This window comes from Paenibacillus kyungheensis (assembly GCF_028606985.1).
Classification (GTDB): domain Bacteria; phylum Bacillota; class Bacilli; order Paenibacillales; family Paenibacillaceae; genus Saccharibacillus; species Saccharibacillus kyungheensis.
In genome coordinates this window covers 4465001-4491327 of record NZ_CP117416.1, presented here as the reverse complement: position 1 = coordinate 4491327, position 26327 = coordinate 4465001, and the positions used below count along the sequence as shown (strand labels likewise).

At 38.5% G+C, this 26327-nt stretch carries 22 protein-coding genes (1 of these 22 cut by a window edge); 20 read left to right on the top strand and 2 right to left on the bottom strand.

What is annotated here, in order from left to right; all coding sequences use genetic code 11:
* The first annotated feature begins 9 nt into the window (after positions 1 to 9).
* The 13 genes from PQ456_RS19525 to ligA all read left to right on the top strand — a co-directional run bounded on the left by PQ456_RS19525 (position 10) and on the right by ligA (position 13777).
* A complete protein-coding gene (locus PQ456_RS19525) occupies positions 10 to 717 on the top strand; it encodes a glycosyltransferase family 2 protein (protein WP_273616363.1) in 708 nt (235 codons plus the stop codon).
* Between the two features lie 8 nt (positions 718 to 725).
* Entirely contained in the window at positions 726 to 1100 is a 375-nt protein-coding gene (locus PQ456_RS19520; protein WP_273613694.1) for a DUF2304 domain-containing protein, read from the top strand.
* A gap of 4 nt (positions 1101 to 1104) precedes the next feature.
* Entirely contained in the window at positions 1105 to 1470 is a 366-nt protein-coding gene (locus PQ456_RS19515; protein WP_307300698.1) for an EamA family transporter, read from the top strand.
* A 16-nt stretch (positions 1471 to 1486) separates the two neighbouring features.
* The gene (locus PQ456_RS19510; protein ID WP_204827228.1) at positions 1487 to 2230 is read left to right on the top strand and encodes a sugar phosphate nucleotidyltransferase; all 744 of its coding nucleotides are present in this window, start codon (positions 1487 to 1489) and stop codon (positions 2228 to 2230) included.
* Positions 2231 to 2241: 11 nt separating this feature from the next.
* Positions 2242 to 2787, top strand: coding sequence for a dTDP-4-dehydrorhamnose 3,5-epimerase (gene rfbC, locus PQ456_RS19505; protein WP_273613693.1), 546 nt, complete (start codon positions 2242 to 2244; stop codon positions 2785 to 2787).
* A gap of 83 nt (positions 2788 to 2870) precedes the next feature.
* On the top strand, positions 2871 to 3893 hold the full coding sequence (gene rfbB, locus PQ456_RS19500) for a dTDP-glucose 4,6-dehydratase (protein ID WP_273613692.1): 1023 nt from the start codon (positions 2871 to 2873) through the stop codon (positions 3891 to 3893).
* Positions 3890 to 4756: a dTDP-4-dehydrorhamnose reductase gene (gene rfbD, locus PQ456_RS19495; protein WP_273613691.1), complete on the top strand. Its 867-nt coding sequence runs from the start codon at positions 3890 to 3892 to the stop codon at positions 4754 to 4756. Before rfbB ends, rfbD begins: the two co-directional genes overlap by 4 nt.
* Positions 4757 to 4890: 134 nt before the next feature.
* Positions 4891 to 5829: a glycosyltransferase family 2 protein gene (locus PQ456_RS19490; RefSeq protein ID WP_273613690.1), complete on the top strand. Its 939-nt coding sequence runs from the start codon at positions 4891 to 4893 to the stop codon at positions 5827 to 5829.
* A 91-nt stretch (positions 5830 to 5920) separates the two neighbouring features.
* The gene (locus PQ456_RS19485; RefSeq protein ID WP_273613689.1) at positions 5921 to 6814 is read left to right on the top strand and encodes a glycosyltransferase family 2 protein; all 894 of its coding nucleotides are present in this window, start codon (positions 5921 to 5923) and stop codon (positions 6812 to 6814) included.
* 2 nt (positions 6815 to 6816) lie between these two features.
* Positions 6817 to 8238 carry an undecaprenyl-phosphate glucose phosphotransferase gene (locus PQ456_RS19480; RefSeq protein ID WP_273613688.1) on the top strand — a complete coding sequence of 474 codons (1422 nt, stop codon included), beginning with the start codon at positions 6817 to 6819 and terminating at the stop codon, positions 8236 to 8238.
* 206 nt (positions 8239 to 8444) lie between these two features.
* Positions 8445 to 9134 (top strand): heptaprenylglyceryl phosphate synthase, encoded by a 690-nt coding sequence (gene pcrB / locus PQ456_RS19475; protein WP_273613687.1) that lies wholly within the window; start codon positions 8445 to 8447, stop codon positions 9132 to 9134.
* 75 nt (positions 9135 to 9209) lie between these two features.
* On the top strand, positions 9210 to 11549 hold the full coding sequence (gene pcrA, locus PQ456_RS19470) for a DNA helicase PcrA (protein ID WP_273613686.1): 2340 nt from the start codon (positions 9210 to 9212) through the stop codon (positions 11547 to 11549).
* Between the two features lie 209 nt (positions 11550 to 11758).
* On the top strand, positions 11759 to 13777 hold the full coding sequence (gene ligA, locus PQ456_RS19465) for an NAD-dependent DNA ligase LigA (RefSeq protein WP_273613685.1): 2019 nt from the start codon (positions 11759 to 11761) through the stop codon (positions 13775 to 13777).
* A 143-nt stretch (positions 13778 to 13920) separates the two neighbouring features.
* Here the strand turns inward: ligA and PQ456_RS19460 are convergent, their stop codons facing one another.
* Both PQ456_RS19460 and PQ456_RS19455 read right to left on the bottom strand, forming a co-directional pair.
* On the bottom strand, positions 13921 to 15192 hold the full coding sequence (locus PQ456_RS19460; protein ID WP_273592474.1) for a molybdopterin-dependent oxidoreductase: 1272 nt from the start codon (positions 15190 to 15192) through the stop codon (positions 13921 to 13923).
* Positions 15193 to 15542: 350 nt separating this feature from the next.
* Positions 15543 to 16385 (bottom strand): AraC family transcriptional regulator, encoded by an 843-nt coding sequence (locus PQ456_RS19455; RefSeq protein WP_273613684.1) that lies wholly within the window; start codon positions 16383 to 16385, stop codon positions 15543 to 15545.
* 213 nt (positions 16386 to 16598) lie between these two features.
* On the opposite strand from PQ456_RS19455, the gene PQ456_RS19450 reads away from it, so the two are divergent.
* The 7 genes from PQ456_RS19450 to PQ456_RS19420 all read left to right on the top strand — a co-directional run.
* Complete coding sequence (locus PQ456_RS19450) at positions 16599 to 18782, top strand: alpha-galactosidase (protein ID WP_273613683.1); 2184 nt, start codon at positions 16599 to 16601, stop codon at positions 18780 to 18782.
* Positions 18783 to 18868: 86 nt separating this feature from the next.
* Positions 18869 to 20653 (top strand): sensor histidine kinase, encoded by a 1785-nt coding sequence (locus PQ456_RS19445; RefSeq protein WP_273613682.1) that lies wholly within the window; start codon positions 18869 to 18871, stop codon positions 20651 to 20653.
* A complete protein-coding gene (locus PQ456_RS19440; protein WP_273613681.1) occupies positions 20646 to 22199 on the top strand; it encodes a response regulator transcription factor in 1554 nt (517 codons plus the stop codon). The genes PQ456_RS19445 and PQ456_RS19440 overlap by 8 nt, the downstream gene beginning before the upstream one ends.
* A 77-nt stretch (positions 22200 to 22276) precedes the next feature.
* Positions 22277 to 23242: an ABC transporter permease gene (locus tag PQ456_RS19435; protein WP_137226225.1), complete on the top strand. Its 966-nt coding sequence runs from the start codon at positions 22277 to 22279 to the stop codon at positions 23240 to 23242.
* A gap of 10 nt (positions 23243 to 23252) precedes the next feature.
* Positions 23253 to 24191: a carbohydrate ABC transporter permease gene (locus PQ456_RS19430; protein ID WP_069328577.1), complete on the top strand. Its 939-nt coding sequence runs from the start codon at positions 23253 to 23255 to the stop codon at positions 24189 to 24191.
* Between the two features lie 64 nt (positions 24192 to 24255).
* The gene (locus PQ456_RS19425) at positions 24256 to 25950 is read left to right on the top strand and encodes an ABC transporter substrate-binding protein (RefSeq protein WP_273613680.1); all 1695 of its coding nucleotides are present in this window, start codon (positions 24256 to 24258) and stop codon (positions 25948 to 25950) included.
* Positions 25951 to 26129: 179 nt separating this feature from the next.
* Positions 26130 to 26327 carry the 5' portion of a glycosyl hydrolase gene (locus PQ456_RS19420; RefSeq protein WP_273613679.1) on the top strand. The gene runs 1503 nt beyond the window's last position, so the window shows 198 of its 1701 coding nt (coding positions 1-198); its start codon is at positions 26130 to 26132; its stop codon lies off the right edge, out of view.

The window sequence follows — 26327 nt, the reverse complement described above, 5'->3', positions numbered from 1 at the left end:
GGGATTAGAATTAATAAAAAGATTTTAGTTATTATTCCTGCGTATAACGAGGAAAATAATTTAGAAGGTTTGATTAAATCTATTAAATCATTAGGTAATCCAAATTTGGAATTTATCGTAATTAATGACTGTTCTTCAGATAGAACAGCATTTGTGTGTAAAAGTTTGGATATACCTGTTGTAAATCTGCCTTGTAATCTTGGTATTGGAGGAGCTGTCCAAACGGGATATAAATATGCATATCATCATCATTTTGATATTGCTATCCAAGTAGACGGTGATGGTCAACATAAGCCTCAATATATAGAGGATATTATCCAACCTCTTTTAGAAGATAATGCAGATTTAGTTATTGGCTCTAGATATATAAAAAAAGAAGGGTTTCAATCTACATTTTTAAGAAGAGTTGGTATTAGTTACTTTTCTAAGTTGTTGTTATTCCTTACTGGCCAATTAATTACAGATCCTACTTCTGGATTTAGAGCATGTAACCGAAAAGTAATTGAGCTTTTTGCAAAAAGATATCCTGTTGATTATCCAGAACCAGAATCAATTATGTATTTAAAAAGAAATTCTTTAAGAGTATTTGAAATCCCAGTCACTATGGAACATAGAGCGAATGGAGTATCTTCTATTACTTCTTTAAAATCTGTTTACTATATGATTAAAGTTTCAGCAGCTATATTAATTGATAAATTTAGAAAAGAATTGGTATAGGAGAATTTATGGTATCCCTAAAACTTCAAATCATTTTGTTACTAGGCTCATTAGTAGGTTTTTTTATTTTAATTAACTTGATTCGAAAATATACGCTTGAACTAAAGTACTCTATTTTGTGGTTCATAGTTACAATTTTGAGTATTATTTTAGCAATATTCCCTAAATTATTCACATATATTTCGCACATTATGGGCATTGAACTTCCTGTTAATGCCTTATTTTTATTAACTTTACTAGGAACCATCATGATCATGTTTTCTTTAACATTAGAAGTCTCTAAATCAACAATCAAAATTAAAGAATTATCTCAGGAAATTGGAATTTTGAGATATGAATTAGAGAAAATGAAAGAAAAAGATCATAGTAAAAAGGAGAGTTAATTCGTTGAAAATTGATTCTATGGTAAGCTATGTATTATTGTTACTGAATATTTTGATGCTAGTAAGTGGTCAAGCCTTTTTTAAATTAGGTTTGGAAAAAATAGGTGGAGTAACATTAGCTACTGCTTGGAAAGCATTATTTTCCCCTACTATCATTATAGGGTTGTTTTTGTATGTAGTAGCTACTTTAATTTGGTTTGTAGTATTATCCAGATTGCCTCTTTCTATAGCATATCCAATTCAAAGTCTTGCATACGTTTTAGGCATATTTTTAGCTGTATTAATGTTTCACGAATCAGTATCACCAATGAAGTGGATTGGTGCAATTATTATTGTAATAGGCGTATTATTCATTGCAGTCGATAAATAAACTGGAGGTTTTATTTATGAAAGGCATAATTTTAGCAGGTGGTACAGGTTCACGCCTTTATCCATTAACCAAAGTAACCAATAAACATCTTTTACCTGTTGGCAAATATCCTATGATTTTTCATTCCGTATATAAATTAAAACAAGCTGATATTACAGATATCTTAATCGTTACAGGTAAAGACCATATGGGTGATGTAGTTAACTTACTAGGTAGCGGTAGCGATATGGGCGTTACATTTACATACAAAGTGCAGGATGAAGCAGGTGGTATTGCACAAGCTTTGGATCTAGCAGAACACTTTGTAGCGGATGATCAAATGGTTGTTATTCTAGGCGATAACGTATTTGCTGATGATATTGCTCCATTTGTACAAAATTTCCGTGAGCAAAAACAAGGTGCTAAATTGTTGCTACAACAGGTTCATGATCCACAGCGTTATGGTGTAGCTGAAATGGACGGCGAACGTATTATTTCAATTGAAGAAAAACCAAAAGCACCTAAAAGCGATTTCGCTGTAACAGGTATTTATATGTTTGATAACAATGTATTTGATATTGTTAAAACGTTAAAACCATCTGACCGTGGTGAATTAGAAATTACAGATGTAAACAATGCTTATATTGAACGTGGTGAGTTAACATTTGATATTCTTACAGGTTGGTGGACAGACGCGGGTACGCACGCATCGCTTGCAAAAGCAAATGAACTAGCACAAGAAATCGTATTTGGCGAAGAGTTCGGTAAGCTCAAACTGTAAGGAGGATCATCATGAAAGTCACATCTTTAACATTAGAGGGTGCCAAGCTCATCGAACCTGTTGTTCATGGCGACCATCGTGGATTTTTTATGGAAAGTTATAATGAAAAATTAATGCACGAAAATGGAATTAAACATAATTTTATTCAGGATAATCATTCCCTTTCTGCTGAACCTGGAGTACTGAGAGGAATGCACTACCAATTAAATCCTAAAGCACAAACTAAATTGATTCGTGTTATATCTGGTTCGATTTATGATGTGATTGTGGATATTCGTAAAGATTCACCTACATTTGGACAATGGCAAGGATTTATTTTAAGTGATGCGAATAAACGTCAATTGTTAGTTCCACAAGGGTTTGCACATGGCTTCTGTACGTTAGCAGCGAATACTCAAGTTATTTATAAAGTAGATGAGTATTATTCGCCTGAGCATGATCGCGGTATTGCTTGGGATGATCCATCTCTAAATATCGATTGGCCGGTATCGAATCCAGTATTATCTGACAAAGATACACGCCATCCTTTATTAAAAGACGCAGAACTTAACTTTTAATACTCCACTGCTTACTAGTTACTAGGTGAGCATAATAAATAAAATAGTTAGAATCTAAATATGATTCTTACAGGAGGCAAATTATGAAATTGCTTGTTACTGGCGGAGCCGGTTTTATTGGTAGTAATTTTGTTCTATATATGTTACGTGAACATCCCGAGTACCAGATTATCAATGTAGATGCTCTTACGTATGCAGGGAATTTAGAAAATTTAAAAGCGATCGAAGGCAATCCTAAACATACCTTTGTAAAAGCAGATATTGCAGATACAGCTACAATGGATCGCTTGGTTGCAGATGGTGTAGATGTGATTGTTAACTTTGCAGCAGAATCGCATGTAGACCGTAGTATTTTGGAGCCAGAGATTTTTGTGAAAACAAACGTCGTTGGTACTCAAGTACTTCTGGACGTTGCTAAAAAGTATAACATTACAAAATTTGTACAAGTATCTACAGATGAAGTATACGGTTCTTTAGGCGAAACAGGGCTATTTACCGAAGAGACTCCGATTACACCGAATAGCCCGTATTCTGCTAGTAAAGCAGGCGGAGATTTGTTAGTACGTGCTTACCATGAAACTTTTGGTTTGCCGGTTAATATTACACGTTGTTCTAACAATTATGGGCCGTTCCAATTTCCAGAGAAATTAATCCCGTTGATTATTTCTCGTTCTTTGGCTGATGAAGCTTTACCTGTATATGGTGATGGACTCAATATCCGTGATTGGTTGTATGTAGAAGACCATTGTAGCGCGATCGATCTAGTTATTCATGAAGGTAAAAACGGTGAAGTTTATAATATTGGTGGTAACAATGAACGTACCAATATCCATATCGTTAAAACAATTTTGGAACAACTAGGTAAGCCAGAATCTTTGATCAAATATGTAGAAGATCGTTTAGGTCATGATCGTCGTTATGGTATTGACCCTACGAAGATCATGAGTGAACTTGGATGGAAGCCTAAGCATAATTTCGAAACAGGAATTAAAGAAACGATTCAATGGTACTTGGATAACAAAGACTGGTGGACTCGTATTGCTTCAGGAGCTTACCAAGAATATTACCAACAGCAATATGGAGATCGTCTAGGAGCTAATCAATGAAAGTATTAGTTACAGGTGCTTCTGGACAGCTTGGAGTAGATACAGTCAAAGTCATCCAGGCGAAAGGTCATGAAGTATTAGGCTGCGATCGTGAGACATTAGATATTACAAATCTAGAGCAATGCCAGCAAGTCATCACTTCTTTTCAACCGGAAGTGATTATTCATTGTGCGGCTTATACAGCGGTCGATGTGGCTGAAACTGATATTGATGGAGCTTATCTGGTCAATGCTGTAGGAACACGTAATATTGCTGTAGCAGCAGAATCTGTACAAGCGAAAGTGATCTATATTAGTACAGATTATGTATTTGATGGACAAGGTGTACAACCCTACCATGAGTATGACAATACAGATCCTCAAAGTATCTATGGCAAATCGAAGCGTGCTGGGGAAGTATTGATTCAATCTTTATCTTCTCGATACTTTATTGTGCGCACTTCTTGGGTATACGGACTTCATGGTAACAACTTTGTGAAAACTATGCTGAAGTTAGGTCAGGAAAAACCGCAACTTAAAGTGGTACATGATCAAAAAGGTTCGCCAACCTATACAGTAGACTTAGCAGAGTTTTTGACAGAATTGATGGTGACAGAAAAATACGGTGTTTATCATGCTTCTAATAGTGACTCATGCACCTGGTATGAATTTACACAAGAAATATTCAGACAGGCTATTGATACTTTAGGTATAGATATACAAGCCGTACTGGAACCATGTGCTACGAGTGAATTTCCAAGACCTGCTCCAAGACCCGCTAATTCGGTGATGGAGCATTTATCGATAAGAACGAATGGATTTACAGATATCCGTTCTTGGCAAGAAGGATTAAATGCTTTTATGCAAGAGTACAAAAATGATTAATCATTAAGATGAACAGATAAGAGAATTTGGTTTCAAAACCATATAAACTCTTATCTGTTTTTTTGTAATTATAGTATTGATTCTGCTACAATAAAGTGAATTATAGGGATGATAATAAAACAAATGAGGTTATTATGACTGGAAAAGTGCAGGTACTTCTTTCTACTTACAATGGAGCTCAATACATAGCAGAACAATTGGACAGTATTTTAAAACAAACGTATACGAATATTCATATTCTAATTAGGGATGACGGATCAACAGATGCAACACTTAGTATTCTTGAATCTTATGCTCAAAGCTACCCGAAACAAATAACATATCTACAAACAGAAAATGTTGGTGTAATACGTAGTTTCTGGAGTTTGATCAAGGAAGCAGATACTACAGCTCAATATTTTTGTTTTTGTGATCAAGATGATATATGGTTACCTCATAAAATTGCAGCAGAGGTGAGTACACTTGATTCTGCGATATCTGACTCTCCTTATCAACCGCATATGGTCTGTACAGCTACTCAGATTACCGATGAAAACCTTAATCCGAAAGTAGTCTGGCCGCAAAATCTGAGAAAAGAACCTTCATTTTATAATGCTTTATTCCAAAATATAGCGGTTGGAACGACGATTATGTTAAGCTATGATGCGTTTAAATTATTTTATGATAAAGAGATTGATCTAAATCGAATTCAAATGCATGACTGGTGGATATATCTTACTATTTCTTGTTTTGGTAAAGTTTATTTTGACCCCACACCTTCTGTATACTATAGACAACACAATAACAACGTAGTAGGCGGAGAATCTACCTTACTGCAAAAAGTGAAAAAAAAATGGAATAGTTTTCGCAAACATAAAGATAAAAAATTATTGGTGCAACAAGCTAAAGAATTTCAGCGTATATATGGTAAAGAGATAACTGATCCTCAAATGAAGCAACAATTGGAAGCATTTATCGCTCCACGCTCCACATTCATGCAACGTATTCGTTTTTTACGTCAATGCCAGCTTTACCGACAATCTACAACAGAACAATGGCTTTTTCGATTTTTAATTATGATTGGTTATATCTAAGAAGAATAATGGAATCTGAGCGGATTTATCTTTTTGATATATAGATATGCTATAATGCCAGTAGATTTATATTTTAGTCAGGAGCGTTACCATGGACGTTAGCATTTTAATTTTAAATTATAATACTTGTCAGCTTACACTTGATTGTATTGAGTCTGTATATCAATCACGCACTCAATATGCTTATGAGATTATTGCAGTGGACAATGCTTCTAGCGACGGTTCAGCTACAGTGATCCCATCGACTTATCCAGACATTACTTTTATTGCAAATAAAGATAATGTTGGATTTGCCAAAGGCAACAATCAAGCAATGAAAATTGCGCAAGGACGATATATACTACTACTTAATTCCGACACCATCGTTCAGTCAGATACTTTAGAGACGATGGTGTCTTTTATGGATGCTCACCCTCAAGCAGGAGCATCGGGTTGTAAAATTGTGTTGCCAGATGGATCACTGGATAAAGCATGTAAGCGTGGGTTTCCTACACCGTCCGCATCTTTTTATTATGCTTTTGGATTTTCCAAATGGTTTCCAGATAATCCACGCTTTAATGGCTACCAGTTAGGTTATTTGAATCCAGACGAGTCTTATCCGATTGATTCATTAGTAGGTGCATTTATGTTAGTTCGGCGTGAAGTTATTGAGCAGATTGGCGGACTGGACGAAGAGTTTTTTATGTATGGAGAAGATATTGACTGGTGCTACCGGATCAAAGAAGCAGGCTGGGAAATCCATTATCGTGGAAATACACAAATTGTTCATTACAAAGGTGCTAGCAGTCGTCGTAAACCGTTTAAAATCATTTATGAGTTCCACCGGGCAATGTGGTTATTTCACCGCAAACATTATCGTCAAAAATATTCCTTTGTTACCAATAGTATTGTTTTTACCGGAATTGGAGTTAAATTAATGTTATCCCTACTTAAAAATAAATTATTACCTGCCAAATCGGTTACAACAGCAGAAAGGAGAGCTTAAACATGATTCGTAAAAATCAACGCTTTTTAACTCGTTTGTATATTTTAGCTGATTTTATGATCATTCAACTCTCCTTTTTACTTGCCTGGTTTGTGAAATTTGAAAGTGGCTGGTTTGCTTATGATACACCGATCGAATTTGGAGCACTACCGATTGAGACGTATGCGCTATGGAGTCTAGTATATGGTGGTATAGCGATCTTAATTGGTGGGATGAGTACACTTTATTCACCAAAGCGTAAAAAACGTTTTGCAGATGAATTGATGAAAATTTTCCAAACTCATCTTGTCAGTATTTTTGTTTTATTAGGTGCTTTATTTTTTGTGAAAGAAGTAAATATCTCTCGTTCGTATTTGTTTATTTATGTGATTCTTACGCTGATGCTAATTATGGCTTATCGGTATGTGATCAAAAAAGGATTGAAACGTGCGAGACAACGTGGATTTAATAAGCAGTTTGTTTTGATTCTTGGTGCAGGTTCACTGGGGAAACGTTTTTGCAATAATTTAGATCAGTATCCTGAGATGGGTTATGAAATTGTTGGCTTTTTAGATGATTATTTAGAAGACAATGAACAGGAACCTAATAAATACAAACCTATTTTAGGCAAAATTGATAAGCTTGGCGATATTCTGCATACGATGATGATTGATGAAGTAATTTTGGCGTTACCGCTAGATGCCCATCATAAATATCCAAGTATTATTGCAGAATGTGAAAAAGCCGGTGTACGAACATTAATCATCCCGGATTTCTTTGATTATCTGCCAGCTCGTCCATACTTTGATAATTTTGCGGGAATGCCAATGATTAATGTACGAGATATTCCACTAGATATCGCTGCGAATCGGATGTTCAAACGATTATTTGATATTGTATTTGCATTAATAGCTATTATTATTACATCTCCTATTATGATTATTGTAGCGATTGGCGTACGAATGACATCTCCAGGATCTGTGATCTTTAAGCAGGAACGTGTAGGACTCAATCGTCGTAACTTTACGATGTACAAATTCCGTTCTATGCGTATTATTCCTGAAGGACAGGTCGATACAGGTTGGACGACAGCCGATGATCCACGTAAAACCAAGTTCGGAGCTTTTATACGTAAAACCAGTTTAGATGAGCTACCTCAATTTTTTAATGTATTATTTGGAGACATGAGTGTAGTGGGACCTCGTCCTGAACGTCCTTATTTTGTAGAACAGTTCCGTGATGAGATTCCAAAATATATGATTAAGCACCATGTACGGCCTGGAATTACGGGTTGGGCACAAAGCAATGGTCTACGTGGAGACACGTCTATCGAAGATCGTATCAATCACGATATTTTTTATATCGAAAATTGGTCATTATTATTCGATATCAAAATCATTTTCAAAACGATCCATAATGGATTTGTAAATAAAAACGCTTATTAAAAGTTAGGCAATGCTAAACATTTCATCACTAAAGATAACTAAAAAGTATTCTGTTCCTCGGATGTAGGAGCAGGATACTTTTCTTTTTTGATGAGTAATAAGGCAAAATATAAATTTGTTCCCCTAAAATGCGAACAAAAATTGACACTTTGCATCGGCTATCATAGACTTAATTTGAAGGTTGTCCGAAGACGGAGGAATGAAGGTTGAGAGAACAAATCAAAACATGGCAACATGTATTTAAACTGGACCCGGATCGAACGATTTCGGACGATGTATTAGCAAAAGTATGTAGTTCTGGGACAGATGCGATTATGGTAGGCGGATCATCAGGCGTAACCTACAACAATACAGCAGATCTAATCAAACGTATCAGCCTATATGATATTCCTTGTGTTCTTGAAGTATCTGATTTGGAAATGGTTGTACCTGGATTCGATCTATACATGATTCCATTGATATTAAATACCAATGATAGTCAGTGGATGATAGGACAGCATGTCTCTGCTATCGAACAGTATAGCCATTTGATGCCCTGGGACAAGCTTGTTCCTGAAGGTTATATTGTACTGAATGCGGATTCTACAGTCGCTCAGCGTACCGAAGCATTAACAGAAATCGATCTTGATCGGGCAGTCGCTTATGCTCAAGCCGGTGACCGTTTGTTTCGTCTTCCTATTATTTATATAGAATATAGTGGACGTTTTGGAGATATGGAACTAACAGGTGAGATTCGCCGATCAACGCATCAAGCGCAATTATTTTATGGCGGTGGAATTAGAGATTATCATTCTGCTCGTCAAGCTAAGCAAGTATGTGATACCATTGTCGTCGGCAATATAATTTATGAAAATCTGCAAGCCGCATTAGATACTGTACAAGTTATCTCCAGATAACGAGAAGTATCCTAACTTGATCATAGATGATTTTCAACTATCATTTTTCTATTAAGAAAGGAGCCTGACTTCCCTATGAATACTGTAAATATACAGGAGGCAATCAATCGATTGAATCCTAGACAAAAAGAAGCCGCGCTCGCCACAGATGGACCGCTACTCATTATGGCAGGAGCAGGTAGTGGTAAGACGCGCGTACTGACACATCGTATCGCGCATATTATTGATGCACGCAAATCAGCACCGTGGGGCGTTCTTGCGATTACATTTACCAATAAAGCAGCACGCGAGATGCAAGAACGTGTTTCCCGTCTGGTAGGACCAGCAGGTCGTGAAATTTGGGTATCTACTTTTCACTCTATGTGTGTACGTATACTGCGTAAAGATATTGAACGTATCGGATTTACTTCCAACTTTTCTATTTTAGATTCATCTGACCAATTATCTGTTATTCGTTCTTGTATGAAAGACTTAAACATCGATACCAAAAAGTTCGAACCTAAAGCAGTGCAAGGAATGATGGGTACTGCTAAAAATGAATTGGTTTCTCCGGCTCAATACGAGCAAAAGATTGGTGACTATTTCGAAGGTATTGTAGCCAAAGTCTACACCAAATATCAACAACGTCTACGTGCTAATAACTCATTAGACTTTGATGATCTGATTATGAAGACGATCCAATTGTTTAACGAAGTTCCTGAAGTTTTAGAATTTTATCAGAAAAAATTCCGCTATATTCATGTCGATGAGTATCAAGATACGAATAAAGCACAATATATGCTTTGTAAAATGTTAGCAGAAGCTCATCATAATATCTGTGTTGTTGGGGATAGTGATCAATCGATCTATCGCTGGCGTGGAGCAGATATCAGTAATATCTTGAATTTTGAAGAAGATTATCCAGAAGCGAAAACAATTCTTTTGGAGCAAAATTATCGTTCGACTTCCAATATACTGAGTGCAGCGAATGAAGTGATTGGAAACAATACAGGTCGCAAACCGAAAAAACTGTGGACAGACAAAGAAGGCGGAGCCAAAATCAAAGTGTATCGTGCGGATTCTGAGCATGATGAAGGATACTTTGTGACTTCTGAGATTCATAAAAGTGTAAAAACAGGACAGCCTTATCGTAATCATGCAATATTGTATCGTACCAATGCTCAATCACGGGTTATTGAGGAAATTTTGATCAAATCAGATATTCCTTATCAAATCGTAGGCGGTATCAAGTTCTATGATCGTAAAGAGATCAAAGACTTGCTCGGGTATTTACGATTGCTTTCGAATCCAGATGATGATATCAGTTTGACTCGAATTATCAATGTGCCTAAGCGTGGTATTGGTGATACGACTGTAGCCAAATTGGCAGTAGCAGCGGCAGAAAAAGGCGTTTCTATTTTCAAAGTATTAGAAATAGTAGATGATCTAGGTTTTGCGGGTCGTACTCGTAATATGTTGGTTGAATTCTACGATATGATTGCTTCACTTCATCAAATGGTAGAGTATTTATCAGTTACCGAATTAACCGAAAAGATTTTAGAGTTATCTGAATATCGGGTAGAACTACAACGGGAGAATACTCTTGAATCCAAAGCTCGTTTAGAAAATATAGAAGAGTTTTTATCTGTAACGATGGAATTTGAGAAAAATAATGAAGATCGTTCATTGATTTCATTTTTGACGGATCTAGCGTTAATTGCTGATATCGATACCGTAGGCGATGAACCTGAAGAAGATGACGATGCAGTTGTATTGATGACAATGCATAGTGCCAAAGGTTTGGAATTTCCAACTGTATTTATTATTGGTATGGAAGAAGGCGTGTTCCCGCATAGTCGTGCTTTTCAAGATAATGAAGAATTGGAAGAAGAGCGCCGCTTAGCGTATGTAGGGATTACACGTGCAGAGAAAAATCTATTTTTATCTTGCGCACAGATGCGTACGTTGTTTGGACGAACTACAGCGAATCCACCTTCACGCTTTTTAGAAGAAATTCCAGAAGAGTTCAAAGAAGATACAGCAGTAGCGCCTAACTATCGTCGTGGTGGAGCAGGTCGCGGCACTAGCAGTTATGGATCAGGTAATCGTAGCTTTGGAGGAAGTACAAGTAGCTTTGGTAGCAAACGTGAAAATACAGCTGCTTTTGGCAGTGGATCTTCTGCGCGTGCAGTACCAGGATCTACAAATGCAAGAGTAACGGTAACGACAGGAGCTACACCTAAGCCTGTAGCTGCTGGTGGAGGATCAGATAGCTTCCAAGCAGGGGATAAAGTCTCTCATGGTAAATGGGGCATCGGAACGATTGTAGCAGTCAAAGGTACAGGCAATGATATGGAATTACAAATTGCTTTCCCTGCACCGACAGGACTCAAACGCTTATTAGCAGGGTTTGCTCCGATTACTAAAGTAGAATAAAGAATCTGATCGTGTAAGCAAGAAAGCTCTTGTTATCACTTGATGAGTAAAAGTTGTATGTTCAAAACAGAACCGAATTACTTACTGTTCGGTTCTGTTTTTTCATTGCAAATAATAATCATATGCGACAAAATGCTAACGATAAGCAGTATTAAAGTTTGGCTTAAAGCAATAGTTTATCTTATTGAATCCGGGAGGGGATACTACACATGGATCCGATGCATGAAATGGAACAATTAATTACAGAGCTTAATAAGTACAGCTACCATTACTATACGTTAGATGAACCTCTAGTCGATGATAAAGAATATGATGTTCTATATGATCGATTAATCCAATTGGAAGAAGTCAGTGGAATCGTACTGCCTGATTCGCCTACTCAGCGTGTAGGTGGAGAATTGTTAAAAGGATTTTTACCTCATCGCCATCTTTCTCCATTATGGAGTCTAGACAAAGCTCAAAATTTAGAAAAGCTAGCAAGTTGGCATACACGTGCTCGTAAATTAATTGCTGATTATAATACCAAAAATCCTGATCAACCATTGCCAGAACCCTCTTATGCGATTGAACTCAAGTTCGATGGATTAACACTTAATCTCACCTATGAAAATGGGAAGTTAATTCAAGCGGCAACCCGAGGTAATGGAGTAACCGGAGAAGGAATTTTAGAACAAGTCAAAACGATTCGTTCGATTCCATTATCTATTCCTTTCAAAGAAGGCAAAATTGAAGTACAAGGCGAAGGCATTATGAATCTATCTGTACTAGCAGCTTATAATGAGAATGCTACAGATAAAGACAAACTCAAAAATGCACGTAATGCTGCTGCGGGTGCTTTGCGTAATTTGAATCCTAAAGTAACAGCTACTCGTCGTTTAAGTGCTTTCTTTTATAACATAGGGTATATGGACGGTATTACATTTGAAAGTCATCAAGAGATGATGCAATTTCTTAAAGACAATCATTTCAAAGTCAATCCGTATATTTTTTACTTTGAGAATTTTGATGATGTGATTGCTCAATTGGAAGATATTCAGGCACAACGTACAGGATTAGATTACTTAATCGATGGTGCTGTGGTCAAAATTACAGATATGCGTACCCGCGAAGTACTGGGATATACTGATAAATTCCCACGCTGGGCAATTGCTTACAAATTTGAAGCAGAAGAAACGAGCACGATTTTAGAATCGGTGTCTTGGAATGTAGGTCGTACAGGTAAAATCACACCATTAGCTCGTGTAGAAGCTGTTGAACTTGCAGGTGTGACTGTACAAAATTGCACGCTAAACAATATTGGAGACATTGAACGCAAAAATTTAAAATATGCAATCGGAACACGTGTTTTTATTCGCCGTTCGAATGAAGTTATACCGGAGATTCTTGGTAAAGTGACTGAAGAAAGCGATGGAGAAGAAATCATTTTCCCAGAGAAATGCCCTGCTTGTGGATTTCCATTAGAACAGCGTGGAGCCCATCTATTCTGTAACAACACACTAGAGTGCACACCACAGATTATAGCTAAGATTACACATTTTGCTTCTAGAGATGCTATGGATATCGAGACATTTAGCATAATGACAGCTCAACAATTGCATAGTGAGTTAGGGGTCAAAGAACCAGCAGACCTGTATGCTTTAGAATTTGAGAAATTAGTAGAACTAGAACGATTTGGTGAGCGCAAAGCAAATAATTTATTGCAGGCTATCGAAGAAAGTAAAACCAGAGATTTAGCATCATTCTTATATGCTTTAGGTATTCCGAATACAGGTAAATCTACAACTCGTATGTTAGCCGAGCATTATCGTGATTTACACAAAGTCATGAATGCAACAGTAGAAGAGTTAGTCGAATTACCGGATATCGGCAATATTGTAGCTGAAAGCATTGTTGCTTTTTTTGCAGATCCTTTTATGCAGACCAGTATTCAGAAAATGTTAGACCGAGGTGTACAACCGCAATCTCCTGCTGAACCTGTTGTTATCAATACAGATTCTTACTTTGCAGGCAAAACGGTTGTACTTACAGGTACATTACAGACGATGACTCGTGATGATGCCGCTGCGCGCCTAGAGTCTCTAGGCGCCAAAGTGACAGGTAGTGTATCCAAAAAGACAGATATCGTGATCGCTGGTGAAAAAGCAGGTAGCAAACTCACCAAAGCTCAAGAGCTCGGTATTGAAGTCATTGAAGACGAAGAAGAATTAAAGCGATTATTGGAATTATAAAAAATAATTGAATCTACATGAAAACAGAAAAATTCATACTATTAAGCTTCTACCATCTATTCCTTACCAACAAAAAAGCAGTGTGTTTCTCTTTAGCTAAGAGTAAACACACTGCTTTTTTGTGTATGATTATGAAACTTGATTTAAGCTTTAGGCAACCAGGCATCTTTATCATAACCACGTTGTTCCCAGTAACCTACATGATCTTCAGCAATCAGTTCAATCCGGTTCAACCATTTTACCGATTTGTAAGCATACATCTGAGGAATAACCAATCGTACTGGCCCACCTAGATCAGCAGGAATGATATTACCATCATGCAATACCGCTACAATAATATCTTTCATCTGCGCTTGATCAAGTGTAAGAGAATCCGTATAGACATTATCCCCTGAATAAAATTTGACCATGGTCGCAGAAGATTGAACACCTGCTGCTTTTAAAAAGTCACTTAAAGGAATACCTTCCCATGTGTTTTTATACACCGACCATCCAGTAACACAATGAAAGTCACTTACTTGCACATCACGTTTTAATTTCAAAAATTGTTCCCAGTTCCATGTTTGAGGTTTATCTACTAATCCATCTATTTTGAAATCCCAGTTACTATTATCAAAATTAGGAATAGGTGTCACCGTATACACACGAAACTCACCTTGAGCACCACCCCCTATAGGCGGGGCAGATGATTTCAGTGGTGTAGGATCAGGAATCATCTTATTACCATTACTGGCAGCAACCTGTTCCCATGTACCTCCACTAGTCAAAGAACTTCCTAACCATCTTACAAATGTAGGTCCGATCGATACAGCGAGTCCAACACCTATAGCGGAGCGCAAAAAGGTACGTCGTGTATAAAAAGGAGAAGGGGCCGTTGGTGATGATGCGGCTACTACAGTGCCACTTTTATCCGTAATCGTTTTTTCTACAGTGACAGGTTGTTTGATTGTACGTTTTTTCGGATCTTTTAACCAAGCGGTACGTGTTAGAGAATGATAGATAATATAAGGAAGTCCCACCCAAGTCAGTAGATCATGAACAAATAAAGCCGAGTTAGCCACAGCCGGTCCTACTTGGCGTAATAACCATAATAAAATCCCTGATATAATCCAGCCTACCAATAAGACCATAACTACAATAACATTGAATTTTTGCCCGGGTTTATCAGACAGCCTTTTCCAGTGCTTCGCCGCCAGAAATAAGTAATAGACTACAGGGACCAATAAAGCTAATCCTCCTATAATATGAAGCCAACGTACCCAGACTCTAACCTCACCCAGTATTTCTCGCCAAAAGCCCCCGACAAGTACCAGACCTGTAACAGCTAGAAGAGCAACGAGCCAAGCATTCCAAGCATGCAACCGAATAAGCTTTTTACCAAATCCTTTTTGAACTGCTGCAATCCAGCGTCCCATGAATCTTCCTCCTTCGAAATGGATCTGCAGCGAATGAATACTATGCAGATCAACACCCTGTATTTATTTTCAGCGATCTCATTACGTCCTATCTGCATATTCGTAATAACAAGCAAAATAGTTCAAAATTCCGACTGGACGACGTCTTGCTCGTGATAGATGAACTGTATGAGAAAGGAAAGAAGAAAAAATGATATGACCGACATATTCAACAACTTTAAATACTAGATATACAAAGTTAAGCTAATATATAAAATTAATTATAAACCTTTCTAGTGGAATAAGGCGAGAAGTGACATAAAGCATAAATAGATATCAGTTCGCTAACTTTCTTTTTTGAGCATATAGAGTCAGTCAATTATTACATTGGCATTCAGTAGCGATTGACTTCGATACTCTCTAGGCGACATCCCTTTAATTTTTTTGAAAATTTTGGAGAACAGTAAAGGATCGATATAGCCTACTGAACGGGCAATATTACCAATCGATAGATCTGTACGGATCAGCATACTGGATGCTGTATCCATTCTGTAACGAATAAGATAATCTTGAATACTGAGCTTGGTTGTTTTTGTAAATAAGGAACATAAGTAACTTCGATTCAATCCGATAAAATGGGCAATATCTTCTACTGTAATCTTTTGAGAAAAATTCATTTCAATAAAATCTTTGACCTGCTCCACATAGATATCAGCGTTACTTCTTGTTTGCGCCATTAGCGTTTTCGGCGCATTTTCCATTAGTAGCGAAAAAATCATATACAACAATCCAGTCAATCGTGTTTCTCGTGCTGCTGGATATTCATTCGATTGAATCATCCACTGTAAATACTGATGTATTCGATCTTTGTGCTCGTAATAGATTATTGGAGAAGCAAGAGTCATTCCTGCTTGTTCCAGCAGCGATTCGGCGAGCGTACCATTGAATCCGATCCAGCCGTAGGACCATGGTTCTGCTTCGTCTGCTACATAATAGGTAACCACATGGGGACAGATTAGAAAGCCTTGTCCTGAACCAATCGAATGTTGTACTCCATTCACCTCAAAAGTCCCTTTTCCCTCAAATACATAATGGAGCAGATAATGAGTTCTGACTGCTGGTCCAAACTCATGACCAAATATACAATCTTCGATCCCAAATTGGGTGAGATACAATTCGGTGTGTTGTTTGCTTCTTGGTAAATACTCGATCATTAGCGGTTCTCCTTATTTTTATAATATCTATCAAAATAACATATTTTCGAATCATCATGCCATATACGATATAGTCCGTTTCATATAACATTTTTATAGAATAATCATATTCATTGTTACATACCGGAAAATCATTAATCCATATTTTATGAACGAGGGTATTACAGGTAGCATGAATATACATAATGGAATGAACAAGAAAGGGTGTTGGTCATGAGTGTAATCGTTCAGGAAGAATCTGGATTGTTTCATCTACAATCGTCCGGTATGAGTTATATGATCCAAATCGTAAATGGATATTCAGTGCATGTATACTGGGGAGCGCCATTGAAGCATCGGTCAGTGATGGAGAACCTGCTTATCCATACGTCTTCGACAACAGGGTTGGATAGACTTCCACAGGAATACCCACAGTATGGAAGTGGAGATTTTCGCAATCCAGCGTATCAGGTCGAATTAGCAGACGGAACTCGTATCACTGAGCTTCAGTACGACAGTTACCGACTGATCCAAGGAAAACCATCACTGAGCGGACTTCCAGCAGTATATACGGAGAATGAATCGGAAGCACAGACATTAGAACTTCTTTTGAAAGATCAGTATTCGGGTCTTACAGTTGTGTTACAGTACACTATTTTTGAACAGCGAAATGCAATCATACGTGCTGCACGCTTCATCAATGAAGGAAAGGAGACACTGCGACTTCGTCGTGCTTTGAGTGCAAGTGTAGATATGTATGGTCAGGATGAACTGGAGATGATTTACTTATCGGGTGCATGGGCAAGGGAAGGCAATATACAGAGAAGATCGCTTCGGCAAGGCGAAATTCGAATCGACAGCAAGCGTGGGATGAGCAGCCATCAGTTTAATCCGTTTGCTGCGCTTGTCACCCCGGAGACGACAGAGAATCATGGTGAAGCTTTTGGTTTCAGTCTGGTGTACAGCGGGGGATTTGAAGCCGTTGCAGAAGTCGATTCGTTTGGCTCTACAAGGTTAGGTATTGGAGTAAATTCGTTTGATTTTGGATGGCAGCTAAATGCCGGAGAAGATTTTCAGACTCCTGAAACAGTGATGGTATATTCCAACCAAGGAATTGGAGAAATGTCGCGGATCTACCATCGTCTGTACCGCAGTCGATTATGTCGGGGAACATACCGTGATCGGGAACGACCAATTCTGGTCAACAACTGGGAAGCGACCTATTTTGATTTCAATGCCGAAAAGCTAGTCTCCATTGCGGAGGAGGGGGCTAGACTCGGTATTGAGTTATTTGTGCTAGATGACGGTTGGTTTGGTAGACGTGACGCTGATAACTCGTCTTTGGGGGATTGGTACGAGGATCGTCGCAAACTACCTGAAGGGCTAGCTGATGTAGCGCAGCGTATTCGTGAAACAGGTCTACAATTTGGACTCTGGTTCGAGCCAGAAATGATTTCGCCGGAAAGCGAGCTGTATCGTGAACATCCTGACTGGTGCCTGCATGTTCCGGGAAGAAGACGTAGTGAAGCGAGATGGCAATTGGTACTGGATTATACACGCCCGGAAGTACGAGATTATATTTATAATTCACTCTCTACGATTTTCTCTACGGTTCCAATCTCTTATGTGAAATGGGACATGAATCGGGCTTTGACAGAGATGGGATCGGCAACATTGCCACCAGAGCGACAAGCTGAGACTGCGCATCGTTATGTACTTGGATTATATGAGCTACTAGAGCGGATAACGGTACAGTTCCCGAACATATTGTTTGAAAGTTGCGCTAGTGGAGGTGGACGTTTTGATCCCGGAATGCTCTATTATATGCCGCAAACGTGGACTAGCGATAATACTGATGCGGTAGAACGACTCAAGATTCAATATGGCACCAGTCTTGTTTATCCAGTGAGTGCGATCGGTGCACATGTATCAGCTGTACCCAATCATCAGGTCGGACGCAGTACACCACTTGATTTTCGAGGTAGTGTCGCTATGTCTGGCAATTTCGGGTATGAACTGGATCTCACAGCATTTACTGATGAAGAAAAGAATATCGTTCAGCGGCAGGTTGCCAACTACAAAGAGATTCGCAATCTGGTGCAAGAGGGAGATTTATATCGATTGAAGAGTCCATTTACAGGGAACCAATCTGGGTGGATGTTCGTCTCGGAAGATAAAATGCAAGCTCTCGTCTATGCTTTTCAGGTTATGGCAATATCTAACGGACCTCAACAAATTCTGCGGTTGGATGGACTGAATCCAGAACTGGAATATGAAGTGAAATCTGATATCAATGAAGAAAGTATTATATATGGAGGAGACCAATTGATACAGCTCGGTTTGGCTCTTCATTACGAGTCCAAAGACTATCAGAGTCGCTCTTTCACACTTCGAGCCATAGATAGGGTGCTTGAATAAGCAAGAATTGATCCAAAACAGAAAGCCCCTTTTTGTAGAAGGGGCTTTTTTAAATATAAAGCAGGCTGGTTACTGGAGGTTAAATCATGTTTTTCGTTCGAATAATGAATGATATGAAAATAAGAAAGAAGTTAGCTATTACGTTTATAACAGCAGCAGGCATTCCTCTACTATTATGCGGTCTTTTTTTGACTGCAAGATTGCGTGAAGTTGTAGTGCAAAGTACTTTGGTGCAGGTATCCAATAATGTGGATCGTGTTCAAAAGCGTACCGCAGAATTAATCAAAGTTCCATTAGATATTTCGAATCGGCTTATGAATGATAATCAGATGAAAAAAACAGCCAGTCAGACGTACAACAGTTATACCGAAGTCATTCAGCAATATCACAATTACACGAATATTCGAGAATATATACAGCTCTATAAAGAGATTTCTGGCATTCGAATATATGCGATCAATCCGGGAGCACTGAATAACTGGGAATTTATGCAGCCGACTCAAAAGTTACTGGATCAGATCTGGTATCAACAAGCAATAGCACAAAAAGGAGTGGTAGGTTGGAATATGATCCAAGATGAACGAACAAATGCTATGGAATTAAGTTTGATTCGCTCATTTCCCTTAGCCGCTTCAGAGCAAAAAGGAGTAATGGTGATTAATGTAAACAAACAACGATTAAGTGCCATTCTGGAACAAGAGTCTTTTCCTACATTTATCGTGGACAGTGAGAATCAACTGGTTGCTTCTAATTCTATAAAAGGATCGGAACGAGAAGCATCGACTCTGTATAATAGTAGCGATATTTTGAGTCTTGCTGAGGGCAGTTATAATATATCACTCGATGGAAAAGACTCCAAAGTTGTAGTCGCTACCTTACAACCGAATGATAGCTGGAATAGTCTGCGGATGATCTCCGTTTTTTCAATTGCTGAGATTACTCGTGATGCCAATCATGTGATCTTTCTTGGAGCTATAGTGATTGCCTCGAGTCTAATTGTTGCCACTTTTCTTACGTATGCTTCTGCTTTATTACTTTCCAGAAGACTACAACGACTCAGCCATCATGTAGAAAATGTTCGTTCTGGTTCGTGGGAAACCTTTTTACATATAGATGGCAATGATGAAATCGGAGTGCTGTCTCGCCAGTTCAATGCACTGGTGAAAGACATTGATAGATTATTTCATGAAGTCCAGACAACCAATCGAGAGAAAAGCCTGATAGAACAAAGACAAAATGAAATGAAATTTAAAATGCTAGCAAGTCAGATTAATCCTCACTTTCTATTCAATGCGCTGGAGTCGATTCGGATGGAAGCCCATATTCGTCAGCAGGATGATATTGCCCAAGTCGTATGGTTACTCAGTACGTTGTTGCGTAGTAGTCTTGAGACCAATAGCGATATGATCTTGCTGGAAACAGAACTGAAGTATGTTCAAGGTTATTTAGATATTCAAAAGTTCAGATATGAAGATCGTTTGCAGTATCAGCTAACGATAGAACCCGAAATCCAAAAGATCCGTGTGCCTCCCTTAATTATTCAGCCATTAGTGGAAAATGCGATTATTCATGGTTTGGATCATCGTGCAGAAGGTGGACAGATTAGAGTAGAGGTCACGCAGATCATAGGAGGAGCTCAAATTCAGGTGAGCGATAATGGTACCGGCTTTTCAGCCGAGCGACTGGAAAGTGTACAACAAGAGCTTGCTTCTCCGGCCAATGATTCAAAAGAACAGCGGATTGGTCTTCGTAATGTAAATGATCGGCTTGTGTTGTTGTATGGTCAAGCAAGCATTTTGCATATTGAGAGTAGCTACGGAAGCGGAACGACTATCACATTTATTGTACCGGGAGGCGATGATATTGATTAAAGTTCTTATTGTAGATGATGAACCGAAGTTGCGACAGGGACTTCAAACATTAATTCCATGGAAGAAATTAGGCTTTGAAGTGATTGCAGTAGCGGCCAATGGAGAAGAAGCACTTAGTATCATTGCTGAAAAGCAGCCGGATATTGCACTTGTTGATATTCGAATGCCACTTATGGATGGGCTACAGTTACTTCAAGCTGTATCTTCAGAGGGATATCGTCTACACGTTATCATCTTGAGTGGCTATGCCGATTTTGAGTATGCCAAACAGGCGATCAAATACGGTGTTGATGGTTATCTTCTCAAGCCAGTAGATATTCAGGAGATGACCCATACGCTGGAATGCATTCGTGAACAGATAGAGCAGGAACAACGTCAGAAAGAACAGGAACAAATAACAAAGGCAGATCAGACTTGGCTGCTTCAGCGTTTGCTTGTTCCGCAACATACAGAAGATTCTATAGTTTTGCGAAATATAGCAGAGGATGCCGGAATGTTTTGGGAGAGTTACGAGATTGTTATTGTACGTCCACAAAATGCCAATGTGGATTTTTCGGATAAATTACATACATTCCTAAATAAGTTAAAGCCATGTCTAGAATATGACGGTAAGGGAGTAGTTACTGTCTTTTCATCCTATATCGTTATATTTCTCAATCAACCGCTACGTGGTACAAAGTCTCGCCAGAAATATTATCAATGGCTTAAACAGACACTCGGGAGCAGTGAATTTATTGCTGCCACAGGTGGAGCTGTATCAACACCCGAGAAGATACATATGTCTTTTGCAGAAGCTGAATCTGCTTTAAAACAGGCATTTTTTCATGAAAAAGAAGAATCAGTAAGAGTGAGGTCTGTAAATTGTCTGGTACCGAATGCTATGGATACAAGGGAAAACATTCCGGACGAAATGATGGGAGAGTTTACTCTGCGCTTATATTACAGTTTGGACACAGGCAATCATAAGATGATCCGACCGCTATTGGAGCAAGCTTTTTCTTTTTTTCTTGCTCAAAAGTATGACGAAACCCATATTAAAGAATCTTTTTTCTATCTATGCCATGCAGTGCTACACAAATTGAACATACATTCCTATACACACTGGAAAGAGACAGAGAAGATTTCGCATTTTTTAAAAGGAATTTTTGCATATGAGTATCTGACTGACCTTTTAGCAGAAATCCACTCTTTTCTGACGATGCTTGCCAAAGATACAGCACCAGAAGGTAAAGAAAAAGAATTAAAAATGATGATTAGCATTATTCATAATCATTACAGTGACCCGCTGAAGTTGGAGACACTGGCAGGAACACTGAATTACAGTACAGCTCATTTGGGTCAGATCTTCAAGAATAAAACAGGGGAATACTTTAATACTTATCTAGACAGAATCCGCATTCAAAAAGCCAAGGAATTATTAAATCAAGGAATGAGAGTCTATGAAGTCTCGGAAAAGGTCGGCTATACAAGTGTTAATTATTTTTATAGCAAATTCAAAAAGTATGAAGGATGCTCACCTTCGGATTTTAAAATCCATAATTTGTAGATGATTTTCACCGAAATTCGTTGTATGTCGGCTTGCTGTTCTCTGATTTAAGATAAAAGTCAGAGAGGAGGGGGAATATGAGCAAACGGATATTAGAAAAGGAAAGCGTATACAAAAAAGCAAGCCCAATCAGAAAAGGTAAATGGAAAGAATGGCATAATCAAAGATATTTGTACTACATGTCTATTCCATTTGTACTTTGGGTGTTTGTGTTTCAGTATTTTCCTTTGTGGGGTTGGACGATGGCTTTTCAAAAATATAGACCAGGGTTAGGTTTTTTTGAACAGAAGTGGGTAGGTTTGGAACACTTTCGCACTTTGTTTCAAGATGACCACTTCTATCAGGTTCTTCGTAACACACTGGCAATGAGTTTTATGGGGCTGGTGGCAGGATTTGTAGTGCCAGTTATTTTTGCCTTAATACTTAATGAAGTCCGCATTGGGGTAATGAAGCGATTTGTACAGACCGTATCTTATCTGCCTCACTTTGTATCATGGGTAGTTGCAGCAGGGATTGTTACCAAAATGCTGTCCACAGATGGTGGTGTTGTAAACAGTATATTGCTAGGTCTCAATCTGGTCGATCAGCCGATTCCGTTTATGTCTCAAGGACATTGGTTTTGGTATATCGTCACCAGTGCAGATATTTGGAAAGAAACGGGCTGGAACGCCATCATTTATCTAGCTGCTATTTCAAGCATTGGTCCCGAACTATATGAAGCTGCACGAGTAGATGGTGCCAGCCGCCTAAAACAAATGTGGCATATTACACTACCGGGCATCCGACCAACCATTATTGTGCTTCTCATTATGTCTATTGGTCACCTGCTAGGTAATGGCTTTGAAAAGCAATTTCTGCTAGGTAATCATATGGTCATTGATTATTCTGAAGTTCTTGATTTGTATGCGCTTAATTATGGACTGTCCATGGGTCGCTACTCATTCGGTACAGCGATCAATATTTTTAACTCGGTGATTAGTCTGTTCTTGTTGTTTGCAGCGAATGGCATTTTTAAACGTGTTACTAAAGAAAGCATTATGTAAGGAGGAAGAAATGGGAACTGCCAACAGTACGACATCGGCTAGCCGTTCTAAAAATAAACTACATACCAAATCAATACAGGATCGCATTTTGGAAGTGATCGTTTATGTATCCATGATTCTGGTAACTGTGCTAACACTATATCCATTTCTTAATGTACTGGCCATTTCTCTGAATGATTCGGTTGATACCGTCAGAGGGGGAATCACAATCTGGCCAAGAGAATTTACATTGAAAAATTACGATTTGATTTTTACGTACAAAGGTTTGATTACTGGATTTCAAAACTCTGTGTTGCGAACAGTTATCGGAACCGTATTGGGGTTGTTAAGTGGATCGATGCTGGCGTTTGTACTTGCCCGTAACGATTTTGGAGGAAGAAGATGGATATCCATGTTTTTAGCAATCACTATGTATGTATCAGGTGGAATGATCCCCGGATTTATTCTGATGAAGGATCTGCATTTGATTAATACGTTTGCGGTATATGTTTTACCGGGTCTAGTTAGTGCATTTAATATTTTTGTTATTCGTTCTTTTATAGATGGGTTGCCTTACGCTCTACAGGAATCTGCCAAACTGGATGGAGCCAATGACTTTGTCATCTACTGGCGTGTTATTCTTCCACTTTGCAAACCAGCACTGGCAACTGTAGCGCTCTTTTTGGCAGTAGGACAATGGAATTCTTGGTTTGATACGTATTTGTTTAACGGGTCTAATGAAACGTTGACTACTCTACAGTATGAATTAATGAAGATTTTACAGAGTACGACAACCAGTGCAACCAATTCTCAGGATGCTTCCAATATGGCTGAACGGATGGCACAGGTATCACCCGAGTCTGTCAAAATGGCAATTACTATCATCGTAACTGTACCTATTCTGATTGTTTATCCTTTCTTGCAGAAATATTTTGTAAAAGGAATGACGCTTGGAGCTGTTAAAAGTTAAACCATTTATATCTGACTGATATAGTCTCAGATCTATGATTTATCATAATGAAGGAGGAAGCTTCATGAAGTCAGGCAACAAAAAAATAGTAGCTTCTGCACTGTCGCTGGTCATGATCACAGCGCTTGTAGGATGTAGCAATCCTTTCGCTACAGATTCGTCTGGAGATCATCTACCTGATAGCGGAGATGGAAAACAACCAATCACCTTTACTTATTTTTCTGAAGATTCCAGTACCAATTGGAATAATATGAACGATGAAGTCGGCAAAGTAATCAAGGCGAAAACCGGTGTTACCTTAAGCGCAGAATTTGCTGTAGGCGATCCAGTTCAAAAGCTCTCATTAATCGCAGCAACTGGTAATTATCCAGATTTGATCGCAGCTAAAGCAGATGTGGGCAAACTGGTCGATGCAGGAGCTATTCTCGATCTTACCGATCTGATCAATGAGCATGCACCCAATATCAAAAAAATGCTAGGAGACAAAATCGTTCGCACCAAATACAGTCTGGATGATCAAGCAATCTATGCTGTTCCTACCTGGTCAGCTGTAGATGAGAAAAAAATCAGAGCAGACGCAGGATTTGAACTACAGCATCGTGTTGTTAAGGAAGCAGGGTATCCTGAAATCCGTACGGTACAGGATTATGAAAAAGTGATCCAGTCTTATTTATCCAAGCATCCTGTAGATGAGAACGGTAATAAGCATATCGGAATGTCACTGAATGCGGATGATTGGCATATGTATCAGGTAACCAATCTTGGATTCCAGACAACTGGAGGCCCTGATGACGGAGAATATTATATCGATCAGAAAACACATCAAGCCACCTATCATTTTCGTCGTCCGGAAGAAAAGGAATTTTTTCGCTGGTTGAACCATATGAATGCGATCGGGTTATTAGATCCAGAAAGTTTTGTTCAAAAAACGGATCAATTCAAAGCTAAAGTGGCTTCAGGACGAATTCTGGGTCTTGCTGATCCGGAATGGGATTATGGAGATGGCCAAAATGCGCTTAGAGCAGCAAGTAAGTTTGACCAAACATATGGTCATTATCCTGTTACTATGAGCAAGGAGTATAAAGATACCAGTTTCTGGCTAGCCGGATTTGATGGTGGTTATGGTATTTCGATCTCCAGTACATGCAAAGATCCAGTACGTGCAATCAAGTTTCTTGACTTTTTAGCTTCAGAAGAAGGTCAGGTTCTAAATAACTGGGGAATTGAAGGCAAGCATTATACTGTCAAAAACGGCAAACGCTCATTTATACCAGAAGTGCAGGAGAGAGCTAATAACGATAGTGCTGCATTTCAGAAAGAAGCGGGTCTTGGTCTGTACTGGAATATGATGGTTCATTATGGAGATGGGATTAAAGATTCGACAGGCAACTATTTTACTCGCAATTATCCAGAATTACTAAGTCTCAATTACAGTAATGCTGAGAAAGAGACACTCAAAGCATACAAAGCTAAACACTGGAAAGATCTTTTTCCAACCGAAGAAGACTTCCAGCCACGAGCTTATGGAGCAGCTTACACTATATCGCTTCCTAATGATGATCCATCTATGATTTTGGGAGCGAAGATGAAAGATATTACATGGAAGTATATCCCGGAAGCTGTGATGTCCAAACCGGAAGATTTTGACCGAATTTGGGATGCCTACATGGCGGAATTAGAAAAAGATGGCGTTCAAGAAATGGAAAAAATATATACACAGCATATTCAGGATCGTATTAAGTTATGGTCAACACAATGATTAGCATAATAGAGTAAGTGATTTTTCTCAAAAAGATGTATAGCTAGATATAAGTTAAATGGACGGCTTGTTCAATATTCGATTATACAAGCCGTCCATTTTCATCACTTTATTGTAAACGATTACAAAATGATTCTTTCTACTACATCCAAATCAAAAATGAGAGTGAGGAAGATTAAGTGAAAAAAACAGGCATTGTCTTGATGGTTATTATCATGTTTGTTTCTCTAATTCCATTATCATCAGCAAAGGGAAAAGCAGAAATCTATGAAGCAGAGAATGGATTATTGCAGGGAATCGATGAAGCTTCTACCGTAACGGGTTATTCAGGAGATGGATATGTGACAGGATTTGATGAAGATGGCGATGCGCTAACC

Bases quoted from the DNA above. Each gene is read 5' to 3' on its own strand.
- pcrA (WP_273613686.1), top strand. From the start codon at position 9,210: ATGAATACTGTAAATATACAGGAGGCAATCAATCGATTGAATCCTAGA.
- PQ456_RS19485 (WP_273613689.1), top strand. From the start codon at position 5,921: ATGGACGTTAGCATTTTAATTTTAAATTATAATACTTGTCAGCTTACA.
- PQ456_RS19425 (WP_273613680.1), top strand. From the start codon at position 24,256: ATGAAGTCAGGCAACAAAAAAATAGTAGCTTCTGCACTGTCGCTGGTC.
- rfbD (WP_273613691.1), top strand. From the start codon at position 3,890: ATGAAAGTATTAGTTACAGGTGCTTCTGGACAGCTTGGAGTAGATACA.
- PQ456_RS19430 (WP_069328577.1), top strand. From the start codon at position 23,253: ATGGGAACTGCCAACAGTACGACATCGGCTAGCCGTTCTAAAAATAAA.
- PQ456_RS19460 (WP_273592474.1), bottom strand. From the start codon at position 15,192: ATGGGACGCTGGATTGCAGCAGTTCAAAAAGGATTTGGTAAAAAGCTT.
- rfbC (WP_273613693.1), top strand. From the start codon at position 2,242: ATGAAAGTCACATCTTTAACATTAGAGGGTGCCAAGCTCATCGAACCT.
- PQ456_RS19445 (WP_273613682.1), top strand. From the start codon at position 18,869: ATGTTTTTCGTTCGAATAATGAATGATATGAAAATAAGAAAGAAGTTA.
- PQ456_RS19435 (WP_137226225.1), top strand. From the start codon at position 22,277: ATGAGCAAACGGATATTAGAAAAGGAAAGCGTATACAAAAAAGCAAGC.
- PQ456_RS19480 (WP_273613688.1), top strand. From the start codon at position 6,817: ATGATTCGTAAAAATCAACGCTTTTTAACTCGTTTGTATATTTTAGCT.
- PQ456_RS19510 (WP_204827228.1), top strand. From the start codon at position 1,487: ATGAAAGGCATAATTTTAGCAGGTGGTACAGGTTCACGCCTTTATCCA.
- PQ456_RS19450 (WP_273613683.1), top strand. From the start codon at position 16,599: ATGAGTGTAATCGTTCAGGAAGAATCTGGATTGTTTCATCTACAATCG.
- PQ456_RS19490 (WP_273613690.1), top strand. From the start codon at position 4,891: ATGACTGGAAAAGTGCAGGTACTTCTTTCTACTTACAATGGAGCTCAA.
- rfbB (WP_273613692.1), top strand. From the start codon at position 2,871: ATGAAATTGCTTGTTACTGGCGGAGCCGGTTTTATTGGTAGTAATTTT.
- ligA (WP_273613685.1), top strand. From the start codon at position 11,759: ATGGATCCGATGCATGAAATGGAACAATTAATTACAGAGCTTAATAAG.
- PQ456_RS19455 (WP_273613684.1), bottom strand. From the start codon at position 16,385: ATGATCGAGTATTTACCAAGAAGCAAACAACACACCGAATTGTATCTC.
- PQ456_RS19520 (WP_273613694.1), top strand. From the start codon at position 726: ATGGTATCCCTAAAACTTCAAATCATTTTGTTACTAGGCTCATTAGTA.